At 27.9% G+C, this 16,864-nt stretch carries 18 protein-coding genes; 15 read left to right on the top strand and 3 right to left on the bottom strand.

Going from position 1 to position 16,864, the window contains the following annotated elements; translation table 4 throughout:
* Positions 1-200 precede the first annotated feature (200 nt).
* From UUR8_RS02440 to ruvB, 7 genes are all read left to right on the top strand, one after another.
* On the top strand, positions 201-1,409 hold the full coding sequence (locus UUR8_RS02440) for a cysteine desulfurase (RefSeq protein WP_004025870.1): 1,209 nt from the start codon (positions 201-203) through the stop codon (positions 1,407-1,409).
* Positions 1,396-1,845, top strand: coding sequence for an iron-sulfur cluster assembly scaffold protein (locus tag UUR8_RS02435; RefSeq protein ID WP_004026189.1), 450 nt, complete (start codon positions 1,396-1,398; stop codon positions 1,843-1,845). The genes UUR8_RS02440 and UUR8_RS02435 overlap by 14 nt, the downstream gene beginning before the upstream one ends.
* Positions 1,846-1,902: 57 nt before the next feature.
* Positions 1,903-3,321, top strand: a complete 1,419-nt coding sequence (gene proS / locus UUR8_RS02430) for a proline--tRNA ligase (RefSeq protein WP_004026194.1) — start codon at positions 1,903-1,905, stop codon at positions 3,319-3,321.
* Positions 3,322-3,425: 104 nt separating this feature from the next.
* On the top strand, positions 3,426-4,430 hold the full coding sequence (locus tag UUR8_RS02425; protein WP_004025521.1) for a hypothetical protein: 1,005 nt from the start codon (positions 3,426-3,428) through the stop codon (positions 4,428-4,430).
* Positions 4,431-4,533: 103 nt separating this feature from the next.
* Complete coding sequence (locus UUR8_RS02420; RefSeq protein ID WP_004025522.1) at positions 4,534-5,709, top strand: lysylphosphatidylglycerol synthase transmembrane domain-containing protein; 1,176 nt, start codon at positions 4,534-4,536, stop codon at positions 5,707-5,709.
* Between the two features lie 35 nt (positions 5,710-5,744).
* Positions 5,745-6,332, top strand: a complete 588-nt coding sequence (ruvA, locus tag UUR8_RS02415; RefSeq protein ID WP_004025753.1) for a Holliday junction branch migration protein RuvA — start codon at positions 5,745-5,747, stop codon at positions 6,330-6,332.
* A complete protein-coding gene (ruvB, locus tag UUR8_RS02410) occupies positions 6,322-7,260 on the top strand; it encodes a Holliday junction branch migration DNA helicase RuvB (RefSeq protein WP_004025727.1) in 939 nt (312 codons plus the stop codon). Before ruvA ends, ruvB begins: the two co-directional genes overlap by 11 nt.
* On the opposite strand, the gene dinB is transcribed toward ruvB, so the two are convergent.
* The 3 genes from dinB to UUR8_RS02395 form a co-directional block, all read right to left on the bottom strand.
* A complete protein-coding gene (gene dinB / locus UUR8_RS02405; RefSeq protein ID WP_004025858.1) occupies positions 7,249-8,331 on the bottom strand; it encodes a DNA polymerase IV in 1,083 nt (360 codons plus the stop codon). The genes ruvB and dinB overlap by 12 nt on opposite strands.
* Positions 8,321-9,064, bottom strand: a complete 744-nt coding sequence (locus tag UUR8_RS02400) for a TlyA family RNA methyltransferase (protein ID WP_004025828.1) — start codon at positions 9,062-9,064, stop codon at positions 8,321-8,323. Before UUR8_RS02400 ends, dinB begins: the two co-directional genes overlap by 11 nt.
* 129 nt (positions 9,065-9,193) lie before the next feature.
* Positions 9,194-10,345, bottom strand: coding sequence for an ABC transporter ATP-binding protein (locus tag UUR8_RS02395; protein WP_004025563.1), 1,152 nt, complete (start codon positions 10,343-10,345; stop codon positions 9,194-9,196).
* A gap of 329 nt (positions 10,346-10,674) precedes the next feature.
* Between UUR8_RS02395 and UUR8_RS02390 the strand changes: the two genes are divergently transcribed.
* The 8 genes from UUR8_RS02390 (at position 10,675) to UUR8_RS02355 (ending at position 16,656) form a co-directional block, all read left to right on the top strand.
* Complete coding sequence (locus UUR8_RS02390; RefSeq protein ID WP_004026214.1) at positions 10,675-10,980, top strand: urease subunit gamma; 306 nt, start codon at positions 10,675-10,677, stop codon at positions 10,978-10,980.
* A gap of 51 nt (positions 10,981-11,031) precedes the next feature.
* Positions 11,032-11,406, top strand: a complete 375-nt coding sequence (ureB, locus tag UUR8_RS02385) for an urease subunit beta (protein ID WP_004025930.1) — start codon at positions 11,032-11,034, stop codon at positions 11,404-11,406.
* Between the two features lie 38 nt (positions 11,407-11,444).
* Entirely contained in the window at positions 11,445-13,241 is a 1,797-nt protein-coding gene (ureC, locus tag UUR8_RS02380) for an urease subunit alpha (RefSeq protein WP_004025654.1), read from the top strand.
* Positions 13,242-13,307: 66 nt separating this feature from the next.
* Positions 13,308-13,757, top strand: coding sequence for an urease accessory protein UreE (locus UUR8_RS02375; RefSeq protein WP_004026116.1), 450 nt, complete (start codon positions 13,308-13,310; stop codon positions 13,755-13,757).
* Entirely contained in the window at positions 13,744-14,451 is a 708-nt protein-coding gene (locus tag UUR8_RS02370; RefSeq protein ID WP_004025843.1) for an urease accessory protein UreF, read from the top strand. Before UUR8_RS02375 ends, UUR8_RS02370 begins: the two co-directional genes overlap by 14 nt.
* A gap of 76 nt (positions 14,452-14,527) precedes the next feature.
* Positions 14,528-15,148, top strand: coding sequence for an urease accessory protein UreG (ureG, locus tag UUR8_RS02365; protein ID WP_004025586.1), 621 nt, complete (start codon positions 14,528-14,530; stop codon positions 15,146-15,148).
* A 9-nt stretch (positions 15,149-15,157) separates the two neighbouring features.
* Complete coding sequence (locus tag UUR8_RS02360) at positions 15,158-16,021, top strand: urease accessory protein UreD (RefSeq protein ID WP_004025994.1); 864 nt, start codon at positions 15,158-15,160, stop codon at positions 16,019-16,021.
* 122 nt (positions 16,022-16,143) lie between these two features.
* On the top strand, positions 16,144-16,656 hold the full coding sequence (locus UUR8_RS02355) for a ferritin-like domain-containing protein (RefSeq protein WP_004025754.1): 513 nt from the start codon (positions 16,144-16,146) through the stop codon (positions 16,654-16,656).
* The last annotated feature ends 208 nt before the right edge of the window (positions 16,657-16,864 follow it).

Below are 16,864 nucleotides of genomic sequence, written 5' to 3'. Positions count from 1 at the left end.
ATATCATTTTTGTTATGATAATATATTATAATTTTATCGTTTTAAACAATATAATTTTAATATTATACTATATAAGCAAGTTGGTATTTTCACGAAGTTAAAGCTTTAAAAAATATTGAGGGTATTGTTTTTTGCGAATTAAGTCATTACTAATGTCGTGACTAATTAATGCTATTTTTAAAAATATGTAGGGGTGTGTTATGGATAATTACAAACAATTTTTTCCTTGATTTAAAAATAATAAAGATGTTGTTTATTTAGATTCAAGCGCAACTTCACTAAAACCACAAGTAGTAGTTGATGCAATTGTTGATTATTATACAAAATATTCAACTAACCCCCATAATAGTGATTCAAATTTTGCTTTTCATCCACATAAAATCATGTATGAAACAAGGGCTAATGTAGCTAAATTTATCAACGCTGACTTTGAAGAAATTGTTTTTACAAGTGGGGCGACAGAGTCTTTGAATTTAATTGCTAATGGCCTAAGACCATATTTAAAAAAAGATGATGAAATTGTTTTAACTTACGTTGAACACGCTTCTAATTTATTGCCGTGATATAAACTTCGTGATGATCTTGGTATTAAAATTGTTTTTGCTAATCAAAAAAACCAATTTCCTCAACTTAGTGATTTTTTAAATGCAATTTCACCAAAAACTAAAATTGTCTCTTTTGCATCAGGCGGCAATTTAATTGGCAATATTTTAGATGAAAATGTCATTATTAAACATATCAAACAATTAAACCCTAACATTTTAGTATGTGTTGATGCAACGCAAAGTGTTCAACATCGTATGTTTGATGTTGAAAAATGTCAAAGTGATTTTATGGTTTTTTCAGCTCATAAACTACTTGGTCCAACAGGGATTGGTGTAGCTTATATTAAAAATGAGTGGATTAAAAAATTACAACCACTAAAATATGGTGGCGGCATGAATTTTAGTATTGATTTAGATAGTTATCAACTATATGATGATTATATGAAATTTGAAGGTGGCACTCCCCATGTAGCTGGTTTTTATGGTTTTAATGCAGCTTTAAAATTCTTAATGGATATTGGTTATGAGAAAATCCATGATCATGAACTAAAAATTACTCAATACGCACGCGAACAATTAGCTTTAATTCCCCAAATTAAAACATATGTTCAAGATCCAACATCGAGTACAATAACTTTTAGTTATGAAGGTGTTTTTTGTCAAGATTTTGCTAGTTATTTAGGAACAAAAAATATTATTGTTAGAAGTGGATTATCATGTGCAAAAATTATTAATAACATCATTCAAACAGAATGTGCTATTCGTGCTTCGTTTTATATATATAATGATTTTAGTGATGTTGATAAACTAGTTCAAGCAATTAGAGAGTATCAAAAAGGAGATGAATTAAATGGCATCTTATAATATCAATGACAATCTAACATTGCGTAGTATTATTATGAAACATTACGAACGGCCTAAAAATAAAGTTTGCTTTGTACAAAATGAAACTGATTATTTATCATGTCATAATACAACAGAGGGTTGTAGTGATGATATTACAGTTTATGTTAAATTAGTTAATCAAAAAATAGTTGATGTTGTTTTTTTAGGTACTGGTTGCGCAATTTCTACTTCATCGACCGATATTATTTGTGAGCTTGTAAAAAACCAAGATCTTCAGCAAGCTTTAGAATTAATTAATAATTATTTAAATATGATTCAAGGCTTAGAATACAACCAAGATATTATGCAAGAACTAATCGCTTTTCATAATGTAAAAAATCAAATGAATCGAATTCGTTGTGCACGAATTGGAATAAACGCTTTAAAAACATGTTTAGAGCAATATAAACAATAAAATTACATTAAATATTTATTAAAATTAAATATAAAAAAGTAGGAATAAATAGATAAAATGGCTAAGAAATTAGAAAAAATTATAACAAGAAACGAGAATTTTGCTGATTGATACACAAGTATTGTTAATAATGCAAAATTAATTCAATATACAGATATTAAGGGAATGATGGTTTTCCAACCAAATGCTTGAGCAATTTGAGAAGCTATTAAAAATCAAATTGATCTTGAATTTAAAAAACATGGCGTTCGCAATCTTGCTATGCCAACTTTAATTCCATTAAGTGAATTTCAAAAAGAAAAAGATCATATTGAAGGTTTTGCACCTGAATTGTTTATGGTAAACCAAATTGGTGATAAAAAGCTTGACAATCCCTATGCTATACGCCCCACAAGTGAAATTTTATTTTGTAACTATTTTAAAAATATTGTTAATAGTTATAATGACTTACCTATTAAAAACAACCAATGATGTTCAGTGATGCGTGCTGAAAAAACAACACGTCCATTCTTAAGAAATGCTGAATTTCATTGACAAGAGTTACATGCTATTTTTGCAAGTGAACATGAAGCTGATGAGTTTGCTAAAACAATTTTAGATGTATACACTGATTTTGTTCAAAACTATTTATGCATTCCTGTTATTAAAGGTTTAAAAACACCATGAGAACGTTTTGCCGGCGCTCAAAAAACATATACAATCGAAGCAATGATGCAAGATGGGCAAGCCTTGCAATCAGCAACAAGTCATTATCTAGGCCAATTTTTTGCTAAAGCTTATGATATTAAATTTCAAGGCCAAGATAATCAAATGCATTATGTACATCAAATGTCAGCTGGTTTATCAACACGTATTATTGGTGCTTTAATTATGGTTCATGCTGATGATCAAGGTTTAATTTTACCTCCAGATATTGCTTTTAACCAAATCGCTATTTTATCGATCTTTGCTAATAAAAATCCACAATTATTAACAATTAGTGAACAAATTCGTAATGAATTAAGTGATTATCGTTTATTTGAAGATCATAGTGATAAAGGTGTAGGCTATAAATTAGCACAACAAGAAATTGAGGGAACACCAATTTGTATTTTAGTTGGTGTTAAAGAACTTGCTAACCAACAAGTTGTACTTGTTCGTCGTGATACACATGAAAAAATTAATGTTAATTTAATTGATTTAAAATCAACTATTAAAAAATTATTGCTAGATATTAAAACAAATATTTATCAAAAAGCAAAAAAACAATTAGATGAATCAATTGTTTTTGTAAATAGTATTGAAGAACTAAAACAAGTAATTGCTCAAAATAAAATGGCTAAAGCTTTTTTTGATGGTTCAAAAGAAGATGATGAACAAATTAAATTATTAACAAATGCATCAACTCGTTGTATTTTTGATGAAACTCAAAGTGGACAATGTTTTTATACAAATAAAAAAACAAACAAATTAACTTTATTCGCACGAGCTTATTAACATTAATAAAATAGATTAAAAAAGTTTATTTCATATATAATTTAAATTAATTATAGAAGTTTAAAATTTAAAATTAGAAAACAATTAATTTTTGGAGTTAAATTATGGGATTATTTAGTAAAAAGAATAAATTAAATCAAGAATTATCAACAAATCAAAATACAGTAAATGATGAAGTTTCGCACGATGATAAAAGCATTTATCAATTATATGATGAAACTATTGTTACTAAAAAAGTTAAAGTAAGATGTAAAGTTTGTGGTGTTTTTATGTGAGTTGATTACACAAAAACAATTAAAAGCTTACGTAATTTAGCATTAACAAACGTTCAACAAGAAGTAATTACAATAGAAGAACCACAAGTTTTAGAAGATAATAGCGATGTATTATTAACTCCAGTTAATGACCAAGAAGAATTGGTTAGTGAAGAATACGAAAGTGCACCTATTGAATCAATACAAGAAGAACAAATTGTTGAAGATAATGAACCTATTCAAGATGAAAACGAAGAAATTACTCCACCAGTTTATGAAGTTGAAGAACCAACTCTAAAGCGTACATCATTTACTCCTGTAGCTTTTGAATTTGAAGAACCAATTTTTGAAAATATTTATTCAAACCAAAAAGTATATGCTGAAAACTTATTTTTAGAATCAATGTTTTCTGAAAAAGAAAATTTAATTAATGATGATCAAAATGATTTTAGTTGATTATCAAAATATGTTAGTGTTTGAAACAAACGTGATGAAGCAGAATTAGCACAAATGGTTTATGATGAACGTTTATTAGCACCTGAAATTTCAGAATTCACTCACAATGAATATTTCATAGAAGAAGAATACGAACATGCAGATCCAGACAATCATCACAACAAACACAAGGCTCAACGTCATCTTCATGGTCATGATTTAGTTGCTAAAAAGCATGAAAAACAATTGGAAAAAAAGACTAATGAAATTATTGATCAAGCCATAGTTGCTATTGATAGTATGGATGAAGAACAACAAACATCATTAAAAACAATTATAAGTGAAGAAGAATTTAAAGCTAATCCAGTTTTAAAAAAGACATGATGAGAAACTGAATCAGCCAATAAATCTTCAAAATAAAGAGTTTTAATCATTTTTTAGAAGGGAAATTATCCCTTCTATTTTTTTTTAGTTTATTAATAAATTATATAATTTTAATAGTTATAATAAAGGTCTTTAAAAAATGGCAGATAATAATCTTAGTGAAAAAACAAATTTTTGAACCAAAAAAAATATTTGTTTTTTATCAATTGGTTTACTAGTTTGTTTATTAATGATCATTGTTTCAATTTTATTTATTTTAGATATTGATTTTCATAATTTATTTATGAAAATTTCTAATAGCTTAAAAACAATTAAATTAGCTGTTTTATGATTGTTAATTCTTATTGGTTTTAGTTTTTTTAGAGCTTTTATGTTTACAATTATAGCAGTTTTTGATGCTTATAAAAATCAAGTTAAAATAGATTGATGAAAGTGAATTTTATATAGTTTTAGTTTAATTTTTTTAAACGCTGTAACGCCTTTTTCTGTTGGTAGTGAGCCTTTTTCAATTTATTTTTTAAATAAAAATGGATATCATAATTTAAAAAAAGTTTCGGCTTTATTACTTGTTTCTTCAACTTTTTATGAACTAGGACAAGTGATAGTAACGATTCCATCATTTATTTATGTTAATTATGAGTTAATAACTTATGCAGTTGAAAATAAAACAGCTTTACCATTTTATTATTATTTAGCTGTTGTTGGTGTTATTGTTGATTTGTGTATGACTGGTGTTTATTTTATTTTAGGCTTTTCTAAAAAATTACATTTTAATCTAGCATTGGTTTTTAATTGAGTTAAAAAAATTTTAAAATTCAAGTATTTATCAAAAGCTGAATTAATTCAAAAAAGCGATGAAAACACTAGTTTTAAAGCTATTTATTTAATTTATTTTAAAAATTTACGTGTTTCATTAGTTGCATTTATTATTGGGATAGTATATAACGTTGCTATTTATGCGTTAATGTATATTTCATATCGTTTAATTGAATCTAATCCCCACAATGTCTTTTTTGATTTGTTTAATTACACTAACGTTGCAGTAACAGCAACCAATTTCGTTCCTCTACCAGGTTCTGAAGGCTCAATTCAATACATGTTGCGAATTTTTTTAGCAAATGATCAACATCAAATTCGTTATGCAATGAATTATTTATCAACTCAAGATGTTAATAATATTATTTTTATTTGACGAGCGTTTAGTATTTATTTAGGTAGTTTTATTGGCATGTTTGGTTTTGGTTATTTTTTAGTTACTGATTTATATAAATTTATTAAAAAAGCTAAAGTTAATAAAAAAATATCAAAATCATAAATTTTTTACTAACTCTTTAATGAGGTGGTTATAAAATGAACTATTTGGTTTTTAAAGTTATTTATGCGAATGCAAACGTTGTTATTGGTGAACACAATTTTATTGGTTATCAAATTCGTGTGCCAAAAGATTATGAATTAGAAGTCAATAAGTTTTGTAAATTATACTTATATGAGTATGCTAGTATAATGCCTAATAAAAATTTAATTATTAAAGATTTATATGGTTTTCGCACTTATAATGAACGATTATTATTTATTGATTTAATTAGTATTAATTCTATTGGACCAAAAACAGCTATTAATATTTTAAAATATGATATTAACTTAATAATTGATGCGATCGCTACTAAAGATGTTGATTTTTTAGCAACTATTAAAGGTGTTAACCAACGCAGTGCTAATTTAATTTGCGATCAACTAAACTATAAATATATCAATAAAGTTAGTGAGAAAAATCCTTGAGCTAAAGAATTAAGTATTGGTCTTGAAAATTTAGGTTATGATAAAAAAGATATTGAATATGCAATCACTAAAGTTAAAGTTGATACACAGCAAAACATTGATATTAGTGAAATTATAGGATGTGCTATTAAAGAAATTTCTTTACGCCATGAAAACTAATAATGAATTTCGTCCTCAGTATCTAAAAGATTTTATTGGTAAAGACCAATTAAAAAGTAATTTAAAGATTTATTTAAATGCTACTAAACGCTTAAAAAGTAGTTTTGATCATACACTATTACATGGATTAGCTGGAACTGGAAAAACAACTCTAGCAACAATTATTGCTAATGAAATGGGCGTTGATTGTCATATGACACAAGGGAATTTATTAAATAAACCTGTGGATATTATTAATTTACTATCTTTAATTAAAGAAAATGATGTCATTTTTGTTGATGAAATTCACGCATGTGGTTTAGCAGCATTTGAAACACTTTATTCTGTATTAGAAGATTTTTGTATCGATATTAGTATTGGTAAGGATTTTAATGCTAAAATGACAAGATTAAAAGTTCCACATTTTACATTAATTGGTGCAACAACAATGCTTGGAAAAATTCCTAAACCTTTAGAAGAACGTTTTGGTCATGTTTTTTATTTAAGCGAATATGAAACATCTGAGATTGCAGCAATCATTTTAAAAAATAATCAAATCCACTTTCAGATTAATTTAAATGATCAAGAAATCGATTTAATTGCCAATAGTGCTAAAGGTATTCCGCGATTAGCTAACCGCTTATTAAAACGAGTTGTTGATTTTAAAATTAATGGATTTGATAATATTAAAAATATTTTTGAAAAAATTCAAATTTATGATTTTGGATTAGAAGAACAAGATATTAATTATTTAAATGTTTTATACCAACAAGAAAATGAAATTGGTTTAAAATCAATTGCACAAATTTTACGTTTAGATCAATATACAATTGAAACCAAAATTGAACCTTATTTAATTCAACACCATTTTATTAACAAAAATTTAAGAGGTCGTAAAATTACAGCTAAAGGAATTGAGTTTTTAAAAAATAATCAACTAATCAAATAAAAATAATTGTTTTTTAACACTTTCTTTTGGTACTAATTTATTTAATGAAACGCCAATCAAACGTACTAATTCATCTTTATAAACTTTTTTAAATAAATTTTTAATTGCTAAGAAAATAGTTTGATAATCATCAGTATAATAATCTAGTCGTTTTTGCTTGACTTTTGTTTGAAAATTGGGGTATTTAATATTAATACTAATATTATTAGTCATTAAATTATGTTTTTTTAAACGGTTCACAACATTTGAAATTAATTCATTTAATTCATTAGAAATTTCATAAAAATCATTTAAATCTTCATTAAATGTTTTTGAGTGAGAAATAGATTTGTAAATATCATCTTCGATTGTTTTAATTTCGTTTAAACCTTTTAAATCGTTTACTAAATTTTGATACATTGACCCTAAAACTAATGATGCTTTTTGTTTATTGTTAGATGCAATTAATTCTTTAATTTTAAAAATATTGATTGCATATAACTCTTGTGATTTTATTTCGCCAATAAAAGGAATTTTACTAATGTCTAATTCATGAATTAGATTAGTAATTTTATTTTCATCAATAATTGATATACCAAAAGGTTTATTTAATTCAGTGGCCATTTTTGCAATTGTTTTATTAAAAGAAATACCGACTGAAATACTAAGATTTAATTTGTTTTTAACTTCATTTTGAATTTTAGCAGCTAATAAACGAACATTATTGTGATATTTTTTAATAGAATTTGTTGCATCAATAAAACATTCATCAATTGAAGTTATTTCGACTTTATTGCAATATTTATTAACAATTTGAAAAAAATGATTTGAATAAGTTTGATAAATATCATGTTCGCAAGGGAGAATAATTAAATTTGGGCACAATTCTTTTGCTAAAAAGATAGGCATTGCTGATTTAACACCATATGAACGTGCTAAATAATTTGGTGAAGAAATAATACCTGTACGTGAATTTAATGATCCAACAGCAATTGGGAAATTTTTATATTCAGGGTGTAATAATTCACTAACTGTTGCATAAAAAGCATCAATATCAAGATGCATAATAATTTTTTGACAACTACTTTGCATATTTTTGTAAAAATATCATATATTCTTGGTTTTGTTTTTTTTGATCAAAAATATCAGTAGGTGTTAAGTGTTTATATTTAAAACCATAATTATTTGCTAAATTAATTATTTTGTTTATAGCTAATTGTTGTAGGTTTTTATTTTTAATTATCCCTTTATATTTATTAGCAATATCTTTTCCTAATTCAAATTGGGGTTTTATTAACAACAAAAGAAGTGTTTTGCATGAAGAAATTTTTTCAATTGTTGGAAAGATTTGTTCTAAAGAAATAAATGATAAATCACCAACTATTAAGTCTAGTTCTTCTAAAAAGTATGATTTATCTAAATTTTTAACATTAGTTTTTTCATAATTAACAATTTTAGGATGATTTTTTAAGTTAGGATGTAACAAATCAACACCAACATCAATTGCATAAACTTTTTTAGCGCCTAATTGTAAACAACAATCAGTAAATCCGCCTGTTGAACTTCCTAAATCAGCAATTATAAAATCTTTAATTTTTAAATTTAATTCTTGAATAATTTTAAAGAGTTTATATCCACCTTTAGAAACAAAATTATTTTCATTATTTTTAATGTCTACAAAATCATTTTCTTGAACTAAAAATGATGGTTTTAATATTTGTAAATTATTAACAAATACAAAACCACGTTTAATTAAATCAATTGCTTTTGATCGTGTTTCACATTGATTAGTATTTTTTAAATAATGATCTAATCTTTGACTCATTAAAATTCACCTTTTTATATCTATCCTTTAATTATACTTTTAGTTAGTACTAAAACTAATTAAAGATAAAGTTCAATAACAAAATAAAAACCACTTAACCGTGGTTTATTTTAATCATTATTTTATGTTTTAATTTTTCTTTTTGCTAACTTCTTTTTCTAATTCATTTTCTTCGCCATCATTATAAATTAAATTAGTTCTTTCATTTTCTTGAACTTCATTAATTTTATAATCTTTTGGTAGGCTAAAGTCTGTTACAGAAACCTGTGGATATTTTGATTCATTTTTTACGATTATTGATTCAACGCCAAATACGTCTAATAAAATTTCGTGATCAATTGTTTCTTTTAGTTTTCCATAACGAACCATTTCTCCGTTTTTCATGATCATTACTTTGTGAGCGTATTTTAAACCATTGTTAATATCATGAATAACTAAAACAATTGTTTTTTTCATTTCATGGTGTAGTTTATGTAAAAGCTCAATAATTTCTAATTGACTTCTTATGTCTAAATGATTAGTAGGTTCATCTAAAACAATTGTTTCAGTATCTTGAGCAAGAGCTAAAGCAATTAATGCTTTTTGTTTTTGTCCGCCTGATAGATCTTCTAAATTTTTATGACGGAATTCGTAAATACCAACATTTTTTAAAGCTTCGTCAATAATTTGTTTTTCGCGTTCTGTATTTGTATTAATTCCTAAAGCGTTTGAACTTGGGAAACGACCCATTTTAACAAAATCATAAATTGATGTTGCTTCTGGGAAGACAGCTAATTGTGGCACATATGCTAAATTTAAAGCTAATTCTTTTGATTTGTAAGCATGAATTTTCTTGTAATTTTTAATGTGTCAATCAATAGTTTTAATAACTTCTTTACGATCTTTTGTAAATACATTAACAATAGAAGCTCATGCTTTCTCTAATCAAAGCAATGGCAATCAAGGTCTTGATATTAATTTATCTCTATATTTTATATAACCACTTGAAGGATTATTAATACGACATAAACCTTTAATTAATGTTGATTTACCCGAACCATTAGGACCTAGCACAACAATAAAGTCATTACGATGAATTGTTGCTGTTAGATTTTTGATAATCATTTTTTTGCCATAACCTAATGAAACATTGTTAAGTTGAAAAATTGCTTCATTTGAATCAATTTCATCGTCCTTAAACTCTTCACCATCTTCATAGCCCAAAATTTCATCCATGTCTACAACACTAACATGTTTATGTTCTTCTTTTTCTGTATCATTCTTTTTTTTGAAAAAACTCATATTTACTCCTAAATTAAAAATTTTTAATTATGATAACAATCACATCTTTTATAAGCTACTTATCTTGCTTTTTATTAGATTGATATTTTATTAAAATAATAACTACAAAATTAAACTATTTTCTTCGACCTTAATGTTGCATTATCTCTTAACATATTTTTTTGAATTTTATGAATTCTTTATTAAGAATAGCACATTTTTTTATCACAGATGTCCTTGATGTACCCAAAAAAGCAATTTTTCTTATTTTAATGCAACTTTTTGCTTTAAAAGCGTTAAAATAAAATTGCATTATTACTTAATATACAGAATATATTAGAGGTAAATAAATGAATCTATCATTAAGAGAAATCCAAAAGTTATTGGTAACAGTAGCTGCTGACGTTGCAAGAAGACGTTTAGCTAGAGGTTTAAAATTAAACTACTCAGAAGCTGTCGCTTTAATTACTGACCACGTAGTGGAAGGGGCAAGAGATGGTAAGTTAGTTGCTGACTTAATGCAATCTGCTCGTGAAGTATTACGTGTTGATCAAGTTATGGAAGGTGTAGATACAATGGTTGGTATAATCCAAGTTGAAGTTACTTTCCCAGATGGTACTAAACTAGTTTCTGTACACGACCCAATTTACAAATAATTTTTACAATTCGTAAAATCAATTTTAATTTTATAAGGAGATAATGATTATATGTCAGGATCATCAAATCAATTCACTCCAGGTAAATTAGTACCAGGAGCAATTAACTTCGCTGAAGGCGAAATTGTGATGAACGAAGGTAGAGAAGCAAAAGTAATCAGCATTAAAAATACTGGTGACCGTCCTATCCAAGTTGGATCACATTTCCACTTATTTGAAACAAATAGTGCATTAGTATTCTTTGATGAAAAAGGAAACGAAGACAAAGAACGTAAAGTTGCTTATGGACGTCGTTTCGATATTCCATCAGGTACTGCTATTCGTTTTGAACCAGGAGACAAAAAAGAAGTTTCAGTTATTGATTTAGTCGGAACACGTGAAGTTTGAGGTGTAAACGGCTTAGTTAACGGAAAACTTAAAAAATAATCTATTTACAAGTTTCTATATAGACGAAGGGGAACATTATGTTTAAAATTTCAAGAAAAAATTACTCAGATCTATATGGTATCACAACTGGTGATAGCGTTAGATTAGGAGACACAAATCTTTGAGTTAAAGTTGAAAAAGACTTAACTACTTATGGTGAAGAGTCTGTCTTCGGTGGTGGTAAAACTCTACGTGAAGGTATGGGGATGAACTCTACTATGAAGTTAGACGACAAGTTAGGGAATGCTGAAGTAATGGACTTAGTTATTACAAACGCATTAATTCTTGACTACACAGGTATCTACAAAGCTGATATCGGTATTAAAAACGGAAAAATTGCATCTATTGGTAAATCAGGTAACCCTCATTTAACTGATGGAGTAGACATGGTTGTTGGTATTTCAACTGAAGTTTCAGCTGGTGAAGGTAAAATTTATACAGCTGGTGGTTTAGATACTCACGTTCACTGATTAGAACCAGAAATTGTTCCAGTAGCATTAGATGGTGGTATTACAACTGTTATTGCTGGTGGTACAGGTATGAACGATGGTACAAAAGCTACAACTGTTTCACCTGGTAAATTCTGAGTTAAATCTGCTTTACAAGCAGCTGATGGATTACCAATTAACGCAGGTTTCTTAGCTAAAGGTCAAGGTATGGAAGATCCAATCTTTGAACAAATCGTAGCAGGTGCTTGTGGTCTTAAGATTCACGAAGACTGAGGGGCAACAGGAAACGCTATTGACTTAGCATTAACAGTTGCTGAAAAAACTGATGTAGCTGTTGCTATCCATACAGATACATTAAACGAAGCAGGATTTGTTGAACATACAATTGCTGCAATGAAAGGACGTACAATCCACGCTTACCATACAGAAGGTGCTGGTGGTGGACATGCTCCAGATATTCTAGAATCTGTTAAATATGCACATATTTTACCAGCTTCTACAAACCCAACTATTCCATATACAGTAAACACAATTGCAGAACACTTAGATATGTTAATGGTATGTCACCACTTAAATCCTAAGGTTCCAGAAGACGTTGCTTTTGCTGACTCACGTATTCGTAGCCAAACAATTGCAGCTGAAGACTTACTACACGATATGGGTGCAATCTCAATTATGTCATCAGATACATTAGCTATGGGACGTATTGGTGAAGTTGTAACTCGTTCATGACAAATGGCTCACAAAATGAAAGCTCAATTTGGTGCATTAAAAGGGGATAGCGAATTTAACGATAACAACCGTGTAAAACGTTATGTTGCTAAATATACAATTAACCCAGCTATTGCTCATGGTATTGACTCATACGTTGGATCAATCGAAGTAGGAAAATTAGCTGATATTGTTGCATGAGAACCTAAATTCTTTGGTGCAAAACCTTACTATGTTGTAAAAATGGGTGTAATTGCTCGTTGTGTAGCAGGGGATCCAAACGCTTCAATTCCAACATGTGAACCAGTAATTATGCGTGATCAATTTGGAACATATGGACGTTCATTAACTAGCACATCAGTAAGCTTTGTTTCAAAAATTGGTCTAGAAAATGGAATTAAAGAAGAATACAAACTAGAAAAAGAATTATTACCAGTTAAGAATTGCCGTTCAATCAACAAGAAGAGCATGAAATGAAACTCAGCAACTCCAAATCTAGAAGTTGATCCTCAAACATTTGATGCTGCTGTTGACTACAACGACTTAGAAAACTGATTAGAACAACCAGCTGCTGAATTAGCTAAGAAATTAAAGAAAACTGCAAACGGTAAATACGTACTTGATGCAGAACCTCTAACAGAAGCTCCATTAGCACAAAGATACTTCTTATTCTAATTCTTGAATTATTTTGATTTAGTAATTCAATTTCCAACTACATTTAAAAGAAGCGAGGTATAAATCTTGACTGTATTTAAAGAAATTTTAGGTAACATTACTGACATCGAAAATGTTGAAAGTTACCAAATTGAGAACATTCATTTAACAAGCGACGACGTTTTAAAACGTGTGATTATCATTTCATCAGATCAAAATGTTGAATATGGTATTCGTTTAGAAGAGGACAAAAAATTAAGAGATGGCGACATCTTGTATAAAGACGATTATAAATTAGTTGTTATTAGATTAGAACTATCAGATGTGCTTATCATTACAGCACGTACAATTGGTGAAATGGCACAGATTGCGCATAATTTAGGTAATCGTCATATGCCTGCTCAATTTACTGAAACACAAATGATCGTTCCATACGATTATTTAGTAGAACAATACCTTCAAGATAATAAAGCTCTATATGAAAGAGAAAAGATTAAACTTAAAGAAGCATTTAGACACTGTAGTGATGCTAAATAGTGACTATTTAAATTTACTAGACTTGATGCAGATTACTAACGCAAACTTTCCAATTGGGACTTTTAGTCATTCTTTTGGAATTGAAACATACATTAGAAAAGATATTGTTTTTGATGGTGATTCATTAATTAGAGCGTTACTTCTGTATATGAATGAGCAATTGTTACATGGTGATTTATTAGCAATTTATCAAATCTTTAAATTATTACCTAAGCAAAAAATAAATGCTATTTGAGAAATTGATCAAATGATAAACTTTCAAGGTTTAGCAAGAGAGACTCGTGAAGGCCAACGTCGAATTGGCCAACAAATGGTAAAGATATATAATGAGCTTTTTGATTGTGAACTTTTAGTTGAATATGCCCAAAGAATAAAAGATCGAAAATCTTATGGTAATCCAGCTGTTGCGTTTGCTTTATTAGCTATGCATTTAAAGATCGACTTAAAAACTGCTTTATATACTCATCTTTACTCTACAGTTGCTGCGCTAACGCAAAACTGTGTACGTGCAATTCCGCTAGGACAAGTTAAGGGACAAAAAATCATTCATAAACTAAAACATGTTTATTTCGATGACATTATCGATAAAGTCTTTAGTTTAGATTTTAAAACAGATTTTTGTAAGAATATTCCTGGTCTTGAAATTGCACAAATGGAACATGAGGACACACCTGTTCGCTTGTTCATGTCATAATTAAAGTTTTAGTAAATCTTAATCGTAAAAATATCAATTCAATATTTTAAAAAAAGCAAGAGAAAGAGGATTAATTATGAAAAGACCATTAATTATTGGTGTAGGTGGGCCTGTTGGTGCTGGAAAGACAATGTTAATTGAAAGATTAACAAGATACCTTTCAACAAAAGGGTATAGCATGGCAGCGATTACTAATGATATCTACACTAAAGAAGATGCTAGAATTTTATTAAATACTTCTGTTTTACCAGCTGATCGTATTGCTGGTGTTGAAACTGGGGGATGTCCACATACAGCGATTCGTGAAGATGCTTCAATGAACTTTGCTGCAATCGATGAAATGTGTGATAAACACCCTGATTTACAATTATTATTTTTAGAATCTGGTGGAGATAATTTATCAGCAACATTTAGTCCAGATTTAGTAGATTTTTCAATTTACATCATCGACGTTGCCCAAGGGGAAAAAATTCCTCGTAAAGGCGGACAAGGAATGATTAAATCAGATTTATTCATCATCAATAAAGTTGATTTAGCTCCTTATGTTGGTGCTAATGTGGAAGTAATGAAAGCTGATACATTAAAATCACGTGGTAATAAAGATTTCTTTGTAACAAATTTAAAAACAGATGAAGGTCTAAAATCTGTTGCTGATTGAGTTGAAAAACGTTTACAATTAGCTTTACTTGAAGAATAAGACTAACAAATGATTTTAAGTAAAGAAAAAATTAACAATTATGCTGCTTATTTATACATTAAAGTAGCATATGATGAAGCACACAACAAAATGGCGCATACTGTGTATTTCACTAATTTCTATCGTTCATCAAAACCACTATTTTTAGATGAAGAAGACCCAATTAATCCCTGTTTTCAAACTATTAGTATGGGCGGGGGTTATGTATCTGGTGAAGTGTATCGTTCTGATTTTGAAGTTGAAGCAAATGCACGTTGCATTATTACTACGCAATCATCAGCCAAAGCTTATAAAGCAGTTGATGGTAAAACTTCAGAACAACACACAAATATTACATTAGGAAAAAATAGTATTTTAGAATACATAAGTGATAATGTAATTGTGTATGAAGATGGAAAATTTGCCCAATTTAACAATTTTAAAATGGATTCAACTGCTACACTAATTTACACAGAATGTTTTGGTCCTGGTTGATCGCCACATGGATCTGCTTATCAATACGAAAAAATGTATTTAAATACTAAAATATATTATGACAATAAATTGGTTTTATTTGATAATTTAAAATTTCAACCACGTAAAAATGATGAATCAGCATTTGGTATTATGGATGGTTATCACTATTGTGGAACAATGATTGTAATTAACCAAGAAGTTGTTGAAGAAGATGTGATTAAAATTCGTGATTTAGTTAAGGAAAAATATCCCGATATGGATATGATATTTGGGGTATCACGAATGGATATTCCTGGATTAGGATTACGAGTTTTAGCCAATACTTATTACCATGTTGAAAAAATTAATGCTGTTGCACATGATTACTTTAGAAGAAAATTATTCAATAAAAAACCATTAATTTTACGAAAACCATAGAAGATTTAAAAACCTTAAAAACGTACTTGTTTTTAAGGTTTTTTGTTACTAAAAAATTCTTAATAAATTTATAAAATATTTATATAATATATATGAATTTAAACCACAAGGAGGATGATTTTATGGTTAAATCTCAAAAAGTAATTGATGTTTTAAATGCACATTATAACTTAAATTTAGAATTAGGAAGTGTGTATGCTCAATATGCTCATATAGCTGATGATCAATTTAGTATGCCTTTTTTAGCAAAATTTATTAATGATTTAAGTAATGATAAATTAGGTGTTCACAAAGATTTAATTTCAGAATATGCACGTAAAATTGAAATTCCATTACATACTAAATTTAGTGTAGATGTTAGTTTTAAACCTACAGATCCTAAAGAATTAGTAAAACACATCTTAGAAACAGAACAAAAAGTTCGTAAACACGTTGCTAATATGGCTAAGGTATGCTTAGAAGAAGGTGACTTTGAAACTTTTAGTTTCGTTAAATGATTTGTAGATGATGGTATTAAAGATTTTGATGATGTTCGTACAATTCATGATTTCTTTGAAAATGGCAATAATAATTTACAAGTTGAATACGCTATTCGTAAATATTTAAAGCAAATGAAGCTTGAGGAAGAAAAATAATTTAGTTATTTATCTTATATATTAGATAATAAAAAACTATTTGTAAGGTCATAAAAAGACCCATACAAGTGGTTTTTTATATTGTGTTTAAGATGTAAAAGTTTAACTTTTTAGTGAAAAATAATGTTTTTTTGCTACAATGTATACTCGCAAATTTTAAAAATTTAATTGTTGTTATAAAATTATTTTTTATTTTATTTGCTAATAC

It is taken from the genome of Ureaplasma urealyticum serovar 8 str. ATCC 27618, from assembly GCF_000169535.1.
Classification (GTDB): Bacteria; Bacillota_I; Bacilli_A; order Mycoplasmatales; family Mycoplasmoidaceae; genus Ureaplasma; species Ureaplasma urealyticum.
The sequence above is the reverse complement of the archived record's forward strand: the minus strand, read 5'-3'. Positions and strand labels throughout refer to the sequence as shown.